Raw genomic sequence first — 15500 nt, 5'->3', positions numbered from 1 at the left:
TCAGAATAAAATAATAAAAGATAAACTTGTCTTTTATTCTGTCTATATAATTTATTGATGAAATTAATATATTAGAATTTGGTCTTTACATCGGCCATTACCGGTACATGAATATGCGTTTCAAATTCTTTGTTGAGGTTTTCAATAAAATACGTAGTAAGCAATGGTGAGGCTTTTTCAATATTTTGGTGAACAAAAAAATAGAGTTTTTCCAAACCTTCACCTTTCCAGATTTCTATTCTTTCTAACCAATCATCTAATCTCGTGTAATCGCTTTCTGCATTGGCGCCTACATAACGGATAAATGCAACAGGAGTCGTGAGTCGCATGTGAAGCATGTCTCTTCTTCCCGCTGTATCTACAATAATATTGGTAATTTTGAATTTTTGGAAAAGTTCACAGGTTTTGTCAATGATATCTTCATCTGAGAACCATTCTTCATTCCGAAGTTCTACTGCAAGTGGAACTTCTTTAGGCCAATCCTGAATAAATTTTTCCAGTCTTTCAAAATCTTTTGGTTTGAAATTGTCGTGAAGCTGTAAAAAAACCATTCCCAGTTTTTCCTCAAAGGTCAAAACTGAAGTTGCAAAACTGGTCACTACATCTGTAATATTCCGCAAACGTCGAAAATGAGAAATAGTATTGGTTATTTTCGGGAAAAATTTAAAATCAGCTGGTGTTTTGTCTTTCCATGTTTGCACTTGCTCTGCGCTTGGCATTCCATAAAAAGTAGCATTTAACTCGATGGAGTTAAATTGAGTGGAGTAATAAGTCAACTCGTCCTTTGTTCCTTTTGGATAAAATCCTTTCAGATCGGTTTTATTCCACTTTGCGCAGCCGATGCATATTTCGAGATTTTTTGCCTTCGATTTTTTTAGAATTTTGGCAGTGCTCTTGTGATCTTTTGGCAGCGTAAAGTCAACTAGCGACGGGTCTTCAACTTGTCCGAATTTCATTTGAAAAGTAAATTTAAAAAATAAAGATAATGAAATTTTGAAAAATCATTATCTTTATTTTAAATAAAATCGGAAAATTTTGAAGTTGAATTTACGCTAGAAACTCAATTTCTTTATCTTTCAATTTGTTTTTATCGACCAGCTTCAGCATCGTTTTCAACATCTTATTTCGCAGTTTCGAGATCCTGCGAATATTTTTATCTTCGCTGTAATCGAAGATATTATCTTCAAAAGAAAAAGTATCTCCTTTCTTGAAAGAGATATTGTTCTCTTTTAATTCCTTCAGCAACATTAAATTCGTCATTGTTTCCAGCAAAACATTTTCAGAAATGGCAAGTTCTTTTAACGATTTAAGTATTTGTTTTTTATATTTTTTCTTTGGGTTCATATCTTTGAATTTTAATCTATGCAATAGTAAGGATTTTAAATTAATTTGAAAACTGATTCGCTCCGAAAAACTTTTAATCAAGCCAATAAAATTTGAGCTAGAAATTTGATTATCTTTGTCCGTAGGATGAAAAACACAGATCTTATAACACTTATTTCGTTAGCAAAAAATAAAAATCAGAAGGCTCAAACGCAGTTGATTAATCTTTTTTGGGTTGATGTTTTTAGTTTTGTAATGAAGAAAGTTCAGAACGATAATGTTGCTGATGAACTTACGGTTTCCGTTTTTTCTAAAGTTTTAGCGAAGCTCGATCTGTACGATCCCAACTTTCAGTTCAAAACCTGGATTCTCACCATTGCGCAAAATTCGGTCATCGATTACTGGCGGAAGAAAAGCCGCGAAAATGAGGACTCCACCGATAATTTCGACGACTTCAAAAATCATTTTGCTTTATCGCCCGAAGAACTTTTAATTTCCGCCGAAGATCAAAAACAAATTGTAACGATCATCGAAAGTTTAGATTCTAAATACCAGGATATTTTGCGTCTGCGTTTTTTTGAAGAGAAAAGCATCAAAGAAATAGCTGAAGAGCTTAATATTACGGTTGCCAATACGAAAGTGAGAATTATGCGCGCCAAAAAAGTGCTCTCCGAATTATTGAAAACAAATGAGTTTGAAGATTGATGAAAGCAATTCCAAATTTCCTAAATTTGTAACTTATTATTAAAGATGAACGAAACCCTTCTCGATACTCCACTTCAAAAACCAAAATGGATCCGTGTAAAACTTCCGACAGGAAAAAATTACCGTGAACTGCGAACTTTGGTCGACAAATATAAACTCAACACGATCTGCCAAAGCGGAAGCTGCCCGAATATGGGCGAATGTTGGGGCGAAGGAACTGCAACTTTTATGATCCTCGGAAATATTTGCACGAGAAGCTGCGGATTTTGTGGCGTGAAAACAGGAAAACCTTTAGATGTTAACTGGGATGAACCTGAAAAAGTGGCGCGTTCCATTAAATTAATGAAAATTAAACACGCGGTTTTAACTTCGGTTGATCGTGATGATTTAAAAGATATGGGTTCCATTTTATGGACGGAAACGGTAAACGCAGTTCGCAGAATTTCTCCCGGAACAACCATGGAAACTTTGATTCCCGATTTTCAGGGAATTACAAAACACATCGATAGGATAATTTCTGTGTCGCCGGAAGTAATTTCTCACAACATGGAAACCGTAAAACGTTTAACCAGAGAAGTTCGAATTCAGGCAAAATACGAAAGAAGTCTGGAAGTTCTCCGCTATATGAAAGAAGCCGGGCAAAACCGAACAAAAACAGGTTTGATGCTTGGTTTGGGCGAAGAAAAAGCGGAAGTGATGCAAACAATCGAAGATATCAGAAATGCAAATGTTGATGTTATTACGATCGGTCAATATTTGCAACCGACTAAAAAACATTTGCCTGTAAAACGTTTTGTGGAACTGGAAGAATTTGAAGAATACCGATTATTCGCAAAAGATTTAGGTTTCCGTCATGTTGAAAGTTCGCCTTTGGTAAGAAGTTCTTATCATGCCGAAAAGCATATTCACTAATAGAATTCAATTTAAAATTTAAAAATCGCTATCAACTTTGGTAGCGATTTTTTTGTAATTTTAAAAAACCAAAATATAAAACATGAAAATCCTCAAGTTCGCCACGTTGATCCTCTTTTTGTTTTCATTCTCCTGCAAAGAGAAATCTACCTCAGAGAAATCAAAAACATCTTCGTCTAATAAAATGAAGACCGAAGAAGTTTCCTATAATATCGATGGGAAAAATTATAAATCTTTTGTGGCTTATAATGAAAATTCAACCGGACCAATACCTGTCGTAATGATTTTACCGGAATGGTGGGGTTTAACCGATTATGCAAAAGACCGCGCAAAACAATTAGCAGAGCTTGGCTACTTTGCAATGGCTGTTGATTTGTACGGCGACGGAAAAGTAGTCGATAATCCCACCGACGCGCAAAAATTAACCGAACCTTTTTATAAAATTCCGGTGAATGCAAAAATGATCTTCGATGTGGCAAAAGGACAAATTCTAAAATTTGATCAGGCAGATTATAACAAGATCGCAGTAATTGGATATTGTTTCGGTGGCGCACAGGCTTTAAATATGGGTCGACAGGAAAGTGATCTGAAAGGCGTCGTGAGTTTCCACGGAAATTTAATGACAGGCGTGAAGCCGAAAAACAACAAAGTTCCATTTTTGATTTGTAACGGAGCTGCTGATGTTTTCGTTCCTCCTGCAGAAATTGCGGCTTTCAAAAAACAGATGGATTCTGCAAATGTGAAATATACCTTCATCGATTATCCAAATGCGGTACATTCTTTTACAAATCCTGCCTCAACGGAATTGGGTAAAAAATTCGATATGAAAGTTGCGTATAATAAGGAAGCTGATGAAAAATCCTGGAATGATATGAAAGTTTTTTTTAAAGAAATTTTTAAATAAATAGTCACGACCATTCAATCATTTTATAAAAAAATCCCTCTATTTTGAAGAGGGATTTAGGGTGAGGACTTTAACAAGAGCTATTTCTTAAGACTCTTTGAAATATTTTCTCAGTTTCCAGGCCATTTTTTCGTGTGCCTGCATTAATCCGGTCAAGAAATCCGACGTTCCTTTATCTTCATATTTTTCCTCGGTATCATCTACATATTTACGCAAAGTTTTCACAATGGTTTCGTGATCTCCCACGAGTTCTTTGATCATCTCCTGGTTTGTTGGGATCTTGCCTGGATTTTCTTTCAGTTTAGAACGTTTTGCAAATTCAGAAGTCGTTCCAATTGCAACGCCACCTAATGTCGAGATTCGCTCTGCAACTTCATCAGCTCCTTCGCCAACCTTTGTATACTGGTCTTCAAAAAGAAGGTGAAGTTCCATGAAATTATCACCGGAAAGATTCCAGTGGAATTTTCTTAATTTAATGTAAAGTACATTTCCGTCTGCGAGAACGTTGTTCAATAAGTCGTTTACAGCAGTTAAGTTTTTCGTTGTTATTCCTAAGTTTGGTTTCATAATAATCTATTATTTAATTTGGTTATACATTCAGTTTTCCTTCAACGCCATCGCTGTTATCGGATTTATTCCCCGTAATTGCTGCGGTTGCAAAACTCAGAAAAGAAACGAGTTTTCCGGCTTTCGTGTCCCAGTAATAGGTTTCCTCCGGAGTTACACGGATCACAGAAACTTTCGGATCTTCTTTTCCATCCTCGAACCAGGCTTTTGCCAGTGGTGTCCATTGTTCTTCAATCGTACTTTTGTCTTTGTAAATAAAAGCTTTACCAAAAACAGAAAGATATTCCGAACTTCCGTTGTTCATAAAATAGAGTTGAACGCGATTGTCCTCTTTGATTTCAAAATTCTTATTGCTGGTATCGCTGCTCAAAAACCATAAATTCCCTTCCGCATCTGTTTCCTGCAAACTCATTGGTCGTGCTGCGATCGGCAGTGTCGTTAGATCGGTACAAAACATACACAATCTGGCGCTTTCCGAAAGTTCTTTTAATTTTTTTATGGCTTCTGTCTGATTTAAATTTTCTGTTGACATTTTATTTTTATTAATCGTTAACTTCATCTCCGTTTGCGCACCAAAAAAGGGCATTTTGTATATCTTCTCTGGGGAAAAATCTAACTTCGCCCGGCATTAAAACACTAAATATCGCTGTAAAATTCTGTATGCTGTCTTTATCGGTAATGATCGCAGCACGATTCCATTTTGTAATATTATTCAGACCCAAAAGAACTTCCTGAAACCAGGCTCCAGATGTAAATGAATCCAGATCAGTATCAATGAAAAAGAGGTAATTAAGCTCATCGAAAATATTAATTTTGGCTTTAACGTGGGGAATAACAAGATTTTCAAAATCTTCTTTCGTCACTTCGCCACTGGCTTTAAACGCCGCAACATTGTCCGCAACTTCTGGAATTAAGGTAATCATATTGTAAATTTTTAATGTTTTATTTGGAGCAACAAGGATCAGATTTCTTCAAAATAAGAACCCGCTTTCACTACTCGCTTCCCAATTTTTTAAATTGGGAGAGCTCAAACAGACCGTTCAATCGGGGCTGAAACATAAATTTGTTCTTCTCCCGAAAGAAAGTAGTCTTCATTACTTCAACAAGAATTGAACCATCAGTCGATCTGCTCCCATGATGAAGGTCAGGATTTATAAAATCTATCAATGCTAACATGAAATAAACTCAAATTAAAGGATCTGCTTTTTCAAAAATCTGTACTTTTATCCTCTTAAATATTCAAATGAAAGCAGTTCTCATCACCATCGGCGACGAAATTTTATCCGGCAACACCATAGATACCAATTCCAATTTTATTGCGAATCATCTTAAAAGTATTGGGATTCCTGTAGTCCAGATTTTTACCATTTCCGATACGCTTCAGGCCATCAAAGAAACTTTACGTTCTGCATTCGAATTAGCAGATATCGTGATCACAACTGGCGGACTCGGCCCCACAAAAGATGATAAGACCAAAATTGCTTTCGCCGAATTTTTTAAAGATGACCTGCAATTGGATCCGGCAACTTTCGACCATTTAAGAAAACTTTTCATTAAAAGAAAGCGTGAACATTTATTAGAGATCAATAGAAATCAGGCGGTCGTTTTATCCAGAGCCATAATTTTTCAAAATGAAAATGGTTCCGCACCCTGTCAAATGATAGAGGAAAACGGTAAAATCACCATTTGTCTTCCGGGCGTTCCTTATGAAGTAAAACCGTTAATTAAAGACAAGATCATTCCTTTTTTAAAAAATAAATTTTCATTAAATCATATTACCTCCCGAATTATTTCCGTCGTTGATTTTCCGGAGAGTCTTCTTGCTTTAACCATTGAAGATTGGGAACTTGCCTTACCAAAAAATATTTCTCTGTCTTATTTACCCATTGGGAACCGCGTAAAACTTAGATTGACTGCAACCGGAAATGAACTGCAGAAATTAGAGGATCAACTGGATCACCAAATAGAAAAGCTAAAACCATTGATCGCTGAGAAAGTGATCTCCTGGAACGGCAACGAAATTCAGGAAATATTAAAAGAAATCTTAACCCAGAAAAAACTTTCGCTTTCCATTGCAGAAAGTTGCACGGGCGGCGAATTATCTCGTTTGATCACCTCCGTTTCGGGTAGCTCAGCCTACTTTTTGGGTGGAATAATTCCTTACGACTATCAGAAAAAAATTGAAATTCTAGGAGTTTCTGCAAAAACGATTACCGACAAAACGGTGGTTTCCGAAGAAATCGCGCAGGAAATGAGTTTTGGTTGTCAGAAATTATTCAAAACAGATATTGCGCTTTCTACAACTGGAGTTTCCGGACCGAATTCAGATGAATTTAATAATGAGGTCGGAACCGTTTTTTATTCCATACGCGTAAACGATTTCGAAAAAACAAACCGTCTTTTCCTTCCTCACCTGGAGAGAAATGATTTTGTCAATTTTGTTTCGCAACGGGTTTTACAGGATTTAGTAGAGATTTTAATTAATGAATAGGTTTAGGTTGATCTGGAAGTGGTTTCAGGAAAAGGTGAAACAACTCAAGCTCGAAACCCTTACTATCTACGCTTGTTTAAAAGATAAACGCACCCCTTTAATTGCAAAGATCTTCGCCGGGATTACCGTGGCTTATTTGCTGAGTCCAATTGATTTGATTCCAGATTTCATACCGGTTCTTGGACTTCTTGATGATCTGATTTTGGTTCCTTTGCTTATTAAGATCACCATTTCTCTGATTCCAGCTGCTTTGTATGAAGAAATTAAATCGAAAGTAAATACGAAGGAAGTTCTTCAAAAAAGATGGTATTTAGCAATTCCGGTTCTTTTAATTTACATCGCATTTTCAATTCTTTTATATTACAAATTTTTCAAAAATGAAGCTTAAATATATCCTGCTTATTTTGACGGTTTTTGCAACAGTCATTTCCATTACCGGAGCCAAAGATAATTTTACCTGGTGGCTCGAAGCTTTTCCGGTGATTCTTGGCGTTACAGTTTTGATCATTTTCAGGAAATTTCAATTCACCAATCTGGTTTATGTGGTCATTTTTATCCACTTTCTCGTTCTTCTTTTAGGCGCTCATTACACGTACGCAGAAGTTCCGGGTTTTAAATGGATGAGTACTGTTTTTGGTGGAACCCGCAACAACTATGATAAGATCGGTCATTTTATTCAGGGATTTTCTCCCGCCCTAATCGCACGCGAAATTTTGATCAAAAAAGAGGTACTGAAGAAAAAGTCCTGGTTTTTCTTCATTGTAATTTGCATCGTTTTAGGGATCAGTGCTTTTTATGAAATCATAGAATGGTGGGTTTCCTTATTTTCAGGCGAATCCGGAGATAGTTTTTTAGGAACTCAAGGTTATATTTGGGATACTCAAACCGATATTTTTATGGCGCTTATCGGCGGAATTACTGCTTTATTACTCTTTTCTAAAATTCAGGATAAAAAGATTTCTGCCAAAGTATAAATCACGGCTGATTTTTTTCAGGAAAGTAGACAAGACCGGATCGAACTTTTCCTAAACCTTTAAAATATTTGTTTCTCAGAAACGTTTCTCTAACAATAAATCAAGTTAATTATGTATAAAATTTTTGGAAGTTTTTTAATCGTCGCATCACAATTCGTCTTTGCGCAATCCACACGAAATGTGGGTGAATTTTCCTCTTTGAAAGTTTATGATAAGATTACGGTCGTTTTAATTCATTCCGACGAAAGTAAAGTCGACACCGGTGGAAATACCGATGTAGAAACCGTTAACAAAAATGGAGAACTGAAGATAAGAATGGCTCCGGTGAACATTATGCAGGGCGATCAGGTTTCTGTAAAAGTTTTTTATAAAAACCTTAATGATATTCAGGCAAGTCAGGGTTCTTCTATATCTTCTAAAGACAAGTTAGAATCCAGAATGCTCACGCTGGTTTCCAATGAAGGCTCGAAAATAAATCTATCGCTCGATACCGAAACATTAAAGGCTAAAACCAATTCTGGCGGAGAACTTAATATTTCCGGTACCGCGACTCATCAGGATATCACCGGAAATACGGGTGGTAGATATTTCGGAAGAAATTTAGATTCCCAAACCGCAACGGTCGCAGTAAATGCAGGTGGTGTTGCAGAAATTAATGTTTCCGAATCTGTTAATGCCACCACAAGAGCCGGCGGTGTTATCGATATTTATGGTGATCCCGAAGACCGACAGTTGAAAAACGTCATCGGTGGAAAAATTAATTTTAAGTAAAATAGTACTGTTATTTATTAAATTCTCTGTAACATTTAAAAAAAAATTCAGACTAAATAATAAACAATACTTTCTAATGAAAAAATTGAATATAGGTTTTCTTGCCTTTGCAGGAATAATTGCACTCAACTCCTGTGCAACAAAAACACCAGTGCCACCAGAAACTCCGGCAACACCAATGGAAACACCCAAAGAGGCACCTAAACAAACTTTAGAAAAAGGTTTGGATTTTACCACTTTCGACAAAGCAGTTCGTCCGCAGGATGATTTTTACAATTTTGTGAACGGAAGCTGGATGAAAACCGCCCAGATTCCCGCAGATAAATCAACTTGGGGAAGCTTTAATAAATTAGCCGAAGACACGGATAATAATTCCATGACGATTTTGAATTCTTTGCTGAATGATAAATTTGCGGATGGTAGCGAAGGTAAAAAAATTCAGGATCTATACGGAACGTATATGAATCTTGACAAACGAAACGCCGACGGAATTGCACCGATCAAACCAGATCTTGCAAAGATTGATGCCATCAAAAACATGGCTGATCTTCAGAAATATTTAGATGAAGCTACCAAAAATGGCGAGAATCCTTTTTATTCCTGGGGCATAGATGCTGACTTGAAAAACTCTAAAATGAACGCTGTTTATTTAGGAGATGCTTCCCTTGGAATGGGTCGCGATTATTACCAGAAAGTAAACGCCAAAAACACCGAGGCTTTAGCAGAATACACCAAATATGTCGCTTCAATGCTTGATGTTTTGGGCTATAAAAATTCATCAGTTACGGCTCAGAATATCGTTAACTTCGAAAAAAGCATTGCGCAAACTTATTTAACCAACGAGCAGATCCGCGATGCCACTTTGCAATACAATCCAGAAACGATGGCGCAGCTTTCGGGAATGGTGAAAAATGTAAGCCTGCCGAAATATCTAACTTCTGTGGGAGTTGATACCGATAGAGTGATCGTTGGAGAATTGAAATATTATAAAAATCTGGATAAATTCATCAATTCGAAAAACATTCCGCTGATCAAAGATTATATGAAATTTCATATGATTTCTGGCAACGCAAGTCATCTTTCCAGTGCTCTGGATCAGAAGAAATTCGATTTTTACGGTAAATATTTGCGTGGTCAACAGGAACAAAGAGCACAAAATAAACGTGGATTCGAAATGATCAACGGCGTTTTAGGTGAAGCTTTCGGTAAATTGTATGTTGAGAAATATTTTCCTGCCTCTGCAAAAACCCAGATGGTAGAACTGATCGATTACTTGAAAAAGAGTTTTGCCTCGCACATCACCAATCTAACGTGGATGTCGCCGGTAACTAAAGAAAAAGCCCTGGCAAAACTGAACAAGTTCACCGTAAAAGTAGCCTATCCGGACAAATGGAAAGATTACTCTAAACTGACCATCAATTCCGAAGCGAACGGTGGAACTTTGTACAATAACCTGCAGAATGTTACCGAATGGCAATATCAAAAAGATCTGGATAAGATCGGTAAACCGGTAGACAGAACCGAATGGGGAATGTCGCCGCAAACGGTAAATGCTTATTACAATCCTTTAAATAACGAGATCGTTTTTCCTGCTGCTATTTTACAGGCGCCGTTCTTTAATCCCGCTGCAGATGCTGCCATTAATTTTGGTGGAATTGGTGCAGTGATCGGCCACGAAATGACGCATGGTTTCGATGATTCCGGTGCCCAGTTTGATGCTGATGGAAACTTGGTTGACTGGTGGACCGCAGAGGACAAAGCCAACTTCGAAAAAGCTACTAAAGCGCTTGCCGCACAATATGGAACTTACGAACCGGTAAAAGGAACTTTCGTAAACGGAGCTTTCACTAACGGCGAAAATATTGCCGATTTAGGTGGCGTTAATATCGCTTATGATGCTTTGCAAATGTATTTAAAAGACCACGGAAATCCAGGAGAGATCAGCGGATATTCCCAGGATCAGAGATTTTTCCTGAGCTGGGCAACCGTTTGGAGAACCCTTCAAAAAGAAGCTTCTCTTTTAAATCAGATAAAAACCGATGAGCATTCTCCGGGATTATACCGCGCTTTTGGACCTTTAGTCAACACCGATTCTTTTTACAAAGCTTTCGATGTTAAAGAAGGAGACAAACTGTATAAAAAACCAGAAGACAGAATTAAAATCTGGTAAGAGCATTTAAGATTAAATAATTAGGAGATCACTCAATTAATTTTGGGTGATTTTTTTTAAGGCGTAACCTTCATTCCTCACCCAGGATCCAACGCAATTCAGGTCGCGCTTTCCGCTAAATCTTTTTTTGCCCTGGCTTTTCCCTTCCAAAAAAAGGATACCGCTGCAATCGCTTACGCAAAATATGGCTTACCAAAGAGAGCCTTTATCACAAAACAAAATAAACCCTATCTTTGAAATAAATCAAAAATCACCTACAGTCTTATGAGAAAAATGACAATTACTGTACTTGCTTTTTCAGGAATTATAGCCCTGAATTCTTGTTCAACAAACATAGTGGTCACCACAGAAACTACAGAAACAACAACCGCCGTGGAGGAACCTGTAAATAAAGAAGAAGGACTTAACCTTTCCTACATGGACACCGCTGTTCGTCCGCAAGATGACTTTTCAAATTACGTCAACGGAAACTGGATGAAAACGGCCGTAATTCCTTCCGACAAATCAAGTTGGGGAAGTTTCAACGCTTTACGTGAAGATGTAGATAACTCTTCTTTAGAAATTTTAAATAAAATCCTTACCGATAAATTCGCTGCAGGTTCTGAAGGTCAGAAGATCCAGAATCTTTACGGAACTTACATGGATTGGGACAAAAGAAATGCCGACGGAATTAGTCCCATCAAAAGCGATCTTAATAAAATCGACGCCATCAAAACGGTTTCTGATCTTCAAAAATATTTGACCGAAGCAACAAAAACGGGAGACAATCCTTTTTACGCCTGGCGCGTTAGTGCAGATATGAAAAACTCCGTGATGAACGCTGTTTATTTCGGTGGCGCTTCTTTAGGTTTAGGCCGTGATTACTATCAAAAAGATAACGAAGCCAACACGAAAACGTTAGCAGAATATAAAAATTATCTGGCAAGACTTTTTGAAACCATCGGCGATAAAAATGCCGATCAAACTGCCCAAAGAGTTGTGGCTTTTGAGAAAAAACTGGCTGGAGATCTGTTAACGAACGAGCAAAATAGAGACGCAAACCTTCGTTATAACCCTAAAACTTTGCCCGAGCTTTCTAAACTGGTAAAACATGTTGATCTTCCGAAATATCTGGCTGATGCCGGAGTAAAAACCGATAAGGTCATTGTAACGGAATTGAAGTATTACCAAAACATGGATTCGTGGATGAACGAAAGAACGCTGCCATTGATCAAAGAATACATGAAAGCAAGAATGGTTTCCGGAAATGCAGGAAATCTTGATAAAAAATTAGACGATATTAATTTCGCTTTCTACTCTAAATTTCTTCAGGGTCAGGAAGAACAAAGACCAATGGATAAAAGAGGTTTGGGTGTAATTAATGGCGTTCTGGGAGAAGCTTTTGGAAAATTGTATGTGGAGAAATATTTCCCTGCAGAAGCAAAAAGTCAGATGGAAACTTATATTGGTTACCTGAAAAAATCTTTCCAGCAACACATCGCAGATAACGACTGGATGTCGCCGGAAACGAAACTCAAAGCACAGGAAAAACTCGCAAAATTCTCTGTAAAGATCGCTTATCCTGATACCTGGAAAGATTATTCGAAATTAGAATTAACCGGTCCAAGCGCCGATGGAACTTATTACAAAAACCTCCAGAATATCACAGCTTGGCAATATGCTAAAAACCTGGATAAAGTTGGTAAACCGGTAGATAAAACCGAATGGGGAATGTCGCCGCAAACCGTAAACGCTTATTACAGCGGATCGAATAATGAGATCGTTTTCCCGGCTGCAATTTTACAGTCGCCCTTCTTTAACTTTAAAGCAGATCCTGCCGTTAACTTCGGTGGAATTGGTGCGGTGATCGGTCACGAGATCTCCCACGGTTTCGATGATTCAGGTTCCCGTTTCGATGGTGATGGAAATTTAAATAACTGGTGGACCGATGCCGACCGTAAGAACTTCGATGAGAAAGTTGGGAAACTGGCTGCGCAGTACAATAAGTACGAACCGGTAAAAGGAAGTTTCATCAACGGTAAATTCACAAGTGGAGAAAATATTGGTGATCTTGGTGGAGTAGCAGTAGCATACACCGCGTTGCAAATGTATCTGAAAGATCATGGAAATCCAGGTTTGATCAGTGGTTTCACGCAGGATCAAAGATTCTTTATGAGTTGGGCAACTGTTTGGAGAACTAAATCGACGGAGAAATATATGGTGAATCAGGTGAAAACAGATCCTCACTCCCCAGGTTATTTCCGTTCATTTGGACCTTTAGTTAACCAGGATTCATTCTATCAGGCGTTCGATATTAAACCGGGCGACAAATTATACAGAGCACCGGCAGAAAGAATTAAAATCTGGTAAATCTCAGGATTTAATTTCTACATAAATCATTCTAAACCCTTTCTCTACATTAAATAGGAGAAAGGGTTTTTTATTTGCAAAAATGATAAAGATTTTAACGATAGTGGATAATAATTGTCCTAAAAATCAAGTTCAAAATACTATATTTGTAAAAAAGCACCATGTTGGATTTTCTCGAAGGAATGGATTCTCTTCAAAAGATATTTTGGTATATCGCCCTCACTACAAGTCTCATATTTTTGGTTCAAACTGTACTCACTTTTGTGGGCAGCCATTCCGCAGATGTTGCCAACACAGATTTTGATGGTGATTTGAATCATGCCGATGCGCCGTTTCAATTGTTTTCACTTAGAAACTTAGTTAATTTTTTGCTTGGTTTTGGCTGGACTGGCGTTGCTTTCTTCGACACGATTCCAAACAAAATTATTTTGGTTGCGCTTTCATTTGCGGTAGGAGTTGCTTTCGTTTTTGTCTTTTTTCTTCTCATTATGCAGATCATGAAATTAACGGAAGACAATACATTCAATATTCAAAATTTGGCTGGTAAAAGTGGCGAAGTCTATCTGAATATTCCCGCAGAAATGTCCGGAAGAGGAAAAGTTTTAATCTCCGTGAAAGGTTCTAATCACGAACTTCAAGCGATGACTCGGTCCAAAATTCCCTTGCTTTCCAGTCGATTGGTGAAAGTGGTCGAGATTTTAGACGGTGTTTTAATCGTATCTCCAGTATAAATTCAAATTAAATAAATTATGTATATGTCCGGAACAATTATTCTTATTTTAGTAGCGGTATTCGTATTCTTCGTTACTTTTTTAGCCCTTATTTCGCGTTATAAAAGATGTCCCTCCGACAAGATTCTGGTGATCTATGGTCGAACTGGCGGAACTTCTGCAAAATGTATTCACGGTGGTGGAGCTTTTGTTTGGCCTGTAATTCAGGATTACGCTTATCTTGATCTAAAGCCAATTTCTATTGATACCAATTTAACGAATGCCCTTTCTAAACAAAATATTAGAATTGATGTTCCGTGTCGTTTTACAATTGCAATCTCTACAGAACCCGATACAATGGGAAATGCAGCAGAAAGATTATTAGGTTTAGCACCGGAACAGATCCAGGAATTATCGAAAGATATTTTATTCGGCCAATTGCGTTTGGTGATCGCGACCATGACCATTGAAGAAATTAATACCGACCGGGATAAATTTTTAGATAATATTTCTAAAAATGTTGATACCGAATTAAAGAAGATCGGCTTGAAACTGATCAACGTTAACGTTACCGATATTAGAGATGAATCCGGCTACATTGAAGCTTTAGGAAAAGAAGCAGCAGCAAAAGCAATTAACGAAGCGAAAATTTCCGTTGCAGAACAGGAAAAAATTGGTGAAACCGGAAAAGCTTCCGCAGACCGTTCGAAAGATATTGAGATCGCAGAAACAAATCGCGACCGTGACGTTCGGATTGCAGTAACTCAAAAAGACAGAGAAGTAAGTATTGCTGCAGCCGAAAAAGATGAATCCATTGGTAAAGCCGAGGCGATGCGGGAATCCAGAATCGCGACGTCTCTTGCGAATTCACTTGCAGTTGAAGGAGAAAATCATGCAAAAATTACCATCGCAAACTCCGATGCGCAAAGACGGGAAAAAGAAGCAGAAGCTTTAAAAGTGGCAATGACTGCTGAAAAAGTTCAGGCTGCTGAAGCTTTAGAAGAATCTTATTTAGCAGAACAAAAAGCCGAAACCGCAAGAGCAGAAAGAGAGCGGTCAACACAACAGGCAAACGTTGTTGTTCCTGCGCAAATTTCAAAACAGAAAATAATTATCGACGCAGAAGCTGATGCAGAAAGAATTCGTTTGAATGCAAAAGGAGAAGCCGACGCGATCTTCCTTAAAATGGAAGCGGAAGCAAAAGGTCTTTACGAGATCTTAACAAAACAGGCCGAAGGTTACGACCGAGTGGTAAAAGCTGCAGGAGGCGACGCGAAAAATGCCTTCCAGTTATTGTTAATTGAGAAACTTCCGGAATTGGTGAAAACCCAGGTTGAAGCGGTTAAAAATATTAAGATCGATAAAATCACCGTTTGGGACAGTGGAAATGGTGCTGATGGGAATAGTTCTACCGCAAATTTTGTGTCGGGAATGATGAAAACAGTGCCGCCTTTAAATGATCTTTTTAATATGGCCGGACTGAATCTTCCGGATTATTTGAAAGGGAAATCTGAAGCTGAAACCGATCGTGAAAATGCGCAAAAAGTAGAAACCGTTACGACAGAGATCAAGACAGAAATTAAATCTGACTCACCGGAAAACGATACGAATCCGACTTAAATAA

16 protein-coding genes are annotated in these 15500 nt (G+C 37.7%); 11 read left to right on the top strand and 5 right to left on the bottom strand.

Annotated elements, in window-relative coordinates:
* Window positions 1-71 precede the first annotated feature (71 nt).
* Both ACZ9HT_RS10010 and ACZ9HT_RS10005 read right to left on the bottom strand, forming a co-directional pair.
* Entirely contained in the window at window positions 72-956 is an 885-nt protein-coding gene (locus ACZ9HT_RS10010) for a DUF72 domain-containing protein (protein WP_476040347.1), read from the bottom strand.
* A 91-nt stretch (window positions 957-1047) separates the two neighbouring features.
* Window positions 1048-1344 carry a hypothetical protein gene (locus tag ACZ9HT_RS10005; RefSeq protein ID WP_476040346.1) on the bottom strand — a complete coding sequence of 99 codons (297 nt, stop codon included), beginning with the start codon at window positions 1342-1344 and terminating at the stop codon, window positions 1048-1050.
* Between the two features lie 126 nt (window positions 1345-1470).
* Here ACZ9HT_RS10005 and ACZ9HT_RS10000 point away from each other — a divergent pair, with 126 nt between their 5' ends.
* The 3 genes from ACZ9HT_RS10000 (at window position 1471) to ACZ9HT_RS09990 (ending at window position 3844) form a co-directional block, all read left to right on the top strand.
* Window positions 1471-2028, top strand: coding sequence for an RNA polymerase sigma factor (locus ACZ9HT_RS10000; RefSeq protein WP_476040345.1), 558 nt, complete (start codon window positions 1471-1473; stop codon window positions 2026-2028).
* A 45-nt stretch (window positions 2029-2073) separates the two neighbouring features.
* Window positions 2074-2940, top strand: coding sequence for a lipoyl synthase (lipA, locus tag ACZ9HT_RS09995; RefSeq protein ID WP_476040344.1), 867 nt, complete (start codon window positions 2074-2076; stop codon window positions 2938-2940).
* A gap of 82 nt (window positions 2941-3022) precedes the next feature.
* Complete coding sequence (locus tag ACZ9HT_RS09990; RefSeq protein WP_476040343.1) at window positions 3023-3844, top strand: dienelactone hydrolase family protein; 822 nt, start codon at window positions 3023-3025, stop codon at window positions 3842-3844.
* Window positions 3845-3931: 87 nt separating this feature from the next.
* Here ACZ9HT_RS09990 and ACZ9HT_RS09985 read toward each other — a convergent pair whose 3' ends face one another.
* From ACZ9HT_RS09985 to ACZ9HT_RS09975, 3 genes are read right to left on the bottom strand one after another with little or no spacing between them, the layout of a single operon-like run.
* On the bottom strand, window positions 3932-4411 hold the full coding sequence (locus ACZ9HT_RS09985; protein ID WP_476040342.1) for a Dps family protein: 480 nt from the start codon (window positions 4409-4411) through the stop codon (window positions 3932-3934).
* Window positions 4412-4433: 22 nt separating this feature from the next.
* Entirely contained in the window at window positions 4434-4943 is a 510-nt protein-coding gene (locus tag ACZ9HT_RS09980) for a pyridoxamine 5'-phosphate oxidase family protein (protein WP_476040341.1), read from the bottom strand.
* Between the two features lie 10 nt (window positions 4944-4953).
* Window positions 4954-5334, bottom strand: coding sequence for a SpoIIAA family protein (locus ACZ9HT_RS09975; RefSeq protein WP_476040340.1), 381 nt, complete (start codon window positions 5332-5334; stop codon window positions 4954-4956).
* 320 nt (window positions 5335-5654) lie between these two features.
* On the opposite strand from ACZ9HT_RS09975, the gene ACZ9HT_RS09970 reads away from it, so the two are divergent.
* The 8 genes from ACZ9HT_RS09970 (at window position 5655) to ACZ9HT_RS09935 (ending at window position 15496) form a co-directional block, all read left to right on the top strand.
* Window positions 5655-6902: a CinA family nicotinamide mononucleotide deamidase-related protein gene (locus tag ACZ9HT_RS09970; RefSeq protein WP_476040339.1), complete on the top strand. Its 1248-nt coding sequence runs from the start codon at window positions 5655-5657 to the stop codon at window positions 6900-6902.
* Entirely contained in the window at window positions 6895-7290 is a 396-nt protein-coding gene (locus ACZ9HT_RS09965) for a YkvA family protein (RefSeq protein ID WP_476040338.1), read from the top strand. Before ACZ9HT_RS09970 ends, ACZ9HT_RS09965 begins: the two co-directional genes overlap by 8 nt.
* Window positions 7280-7876, top strand: coding sequence for a DUF2238 domain-containing protein (locus tag ACZ9HT_RS09960; RefSeq protein ID WP_476040337.1), 597 nt, complete (start codon window positions 7280-7282; stop codon window positions 7874-7876). Before ACZ9HT_RS09965 ends, ACZ9HT_RS09960 begins: the two co-directional genes overlap by 11 nt.
* A 111-nt stretch (window positions 7877-7987) precedes the next feature.
* The gene (locus ACZ9HT_RS09955) at window positions 7988-8647 is read left to right on the top strand and encodes a head GIN domain-containing protein (RefSeq protein ID WP_476040336.1); all 660 of its coding nucleotides are present in this window, start codon (window positions 7988-7990) and stop codon (window positions 8645-8647) included.
* A 76-nt stretch (window positions 8648-8723) separates the two neighbouring features.
* Complete coding sequence (locus ACZ9HT_RS09950; RefSeq protein ID WP_476040335.1) at window positions 8724-10817, top strand: M13 family metallopeptidase; 2094 nt, start codon at window positions 8724-8726, stop codon at window positions 10815-10817.
* Between the two features lie 264 nt (window positions 10818-11081).
* Window positions 11082-13166, top strand: a complete 2085-nt coding sequence (locus tag ACZ9HT_RS09945; RefSeq protein WP_476040334.1) for a M13 family metallopeptidase — start codon at window positions 11082-11084, stop codon at window positions 13164-13166.
* 161 nt (window positions 13167-13327) lie between these two features.
* Entirely contained in the window at window positions 13328-13897 is a 570-nt protein-coding gene (locus ACZ9HT_RS09940) for a serine protease (RefSeq protein WP_476040333.1), read from the top strand.
* A gap of 24 nt (window positions 13898-13921) precedes the next feature.
* Window positions 13922-15496: a flotillin family protein gene (locus ACZ9HT_RS09935; protein ID WP_476040332.1), complete on the top strand. Its 1575-nt coding sequence runs from the start codon at window positions 13922-13924 to the stop codon at window positions 15494-15496.
* Window positions 15497-15500 lie beyond the last annotated feature (4 nt).

Source organism: Chryseobacterium sp. UYP7, from assembly GCF_056279225.1.
This window is presented reverse-complemented; position numbering and strand designations above follow the sequence as displayed.

Coding starts and splice junctions, on each gene's coding strand:
- ACZ9HT_RS10000 (WP_476040345.1), top strand. CDS start 1,471: ATGAAAAACACAGATCTTATAACACTTATTTCGTTAGCAAAAAATAAA.
- ACZ9HT_RS09960 (WP_476040337.1), top strand. CDS start 7,280: ATGAAGCTTAAATATATCCTGCTTATTTTGACGGTTTTTGCAACAGTC.
- ACZ9HT_RS09990 (WP_476040343.1), top strand. CDS start 3,023: ATGAAAATCCTCAAGTTCGCCACGTTGATCCTCTTTTTGTTTTCATTC.
- ACZ9HT_RS09940 (WP_476040333.1), top strand. CDS start 13,328: ATGTTGGATTTTCTCGAAGGAATGGATTCTCTTCAAAAGATATTTTGG.
- lipA (WP_476040344.1), top strand. CDS start 2,074: ATGAACGAAACCCTTCTCGATACTCCACTTCAAAAACCAAAATGGATC.
- ACZ9HT_RS09985 (WP_476040342.1), bottom strand. CDS start 4,411: ATGAAACCAAACTTAGGAATAACAACGAAAAACTTAACTGCTGTAAAC.
- ACZ9HT_RS09950 (WP_476040335.1), top strand. CDS start 8,724: ATGAAAAAATTGAATATAGGTTTTCTTGCCTTTGCAGGAATAATTGCA.
- ACZ9HT_RS09945 (WP_476040334.1), top strand. CDS start 11,082: ATGAGAAAAATGACAATTACTGTACTTGCTTTTTCAGGAATTATAGCC.
- ACZ9HT_RS09955 (WP_476040336.1), top strand. CDS start 7,988: ATGTATAAAATTTTTGGAAGTTTTTTAATCGTCGCATCACAATTCGTC.
- ACZ9HT_RS10005 (WP_476040346.1), bottom strand. CDS start 1,344: ATGAACCCAAAGAAAAAATATAAAAAACAAATACTTAAATCGTTAAAA.
- ACZ9HT_RS09970 (WP_476040339.1), top strand. CDS start 5,655: ATGAAAGCAGTTCTCATCACCATCGGCGACGAAATTTTATCCGGCAAC.
- ACZ9HT_RS09965 (WP_476040338.1), top strand. CDS start 6,895: ATGAATAGGTTTAGGTTGATCTGGAAGTGGTTTCAGGAAAAGGTGAAA.
- ACZ9HT_RS09980 (WP_476040341.1), bottom strand. CDS start 4,943: ATGTCAACAGAAAATTTAAATCAGACAGAAGCCATAAAAAAATTAAAA.
- ACZ9HT_RS09935 (WP_476040332.1), top strand. CDS start 13,922: ATGTCCGGAACAATTATTCTTATTTTAGTAGCGGTATTCGTATTCTTC.
- ACZ9HT_RS09975 (WP_476040340.1), bottom strand. CDS start 5,334: ATGATTACCTTAATTCCAGAAGTTGCGGACAATGTTGCGGCGTTTAAA.
- ACZ9HT_RS10010 (WP_476040347.1), bottom strand. CDS start 956: ATGAAATTCGGACAAGTTGAAGACCCGTCGCTAGTTGACTTTACGCTG.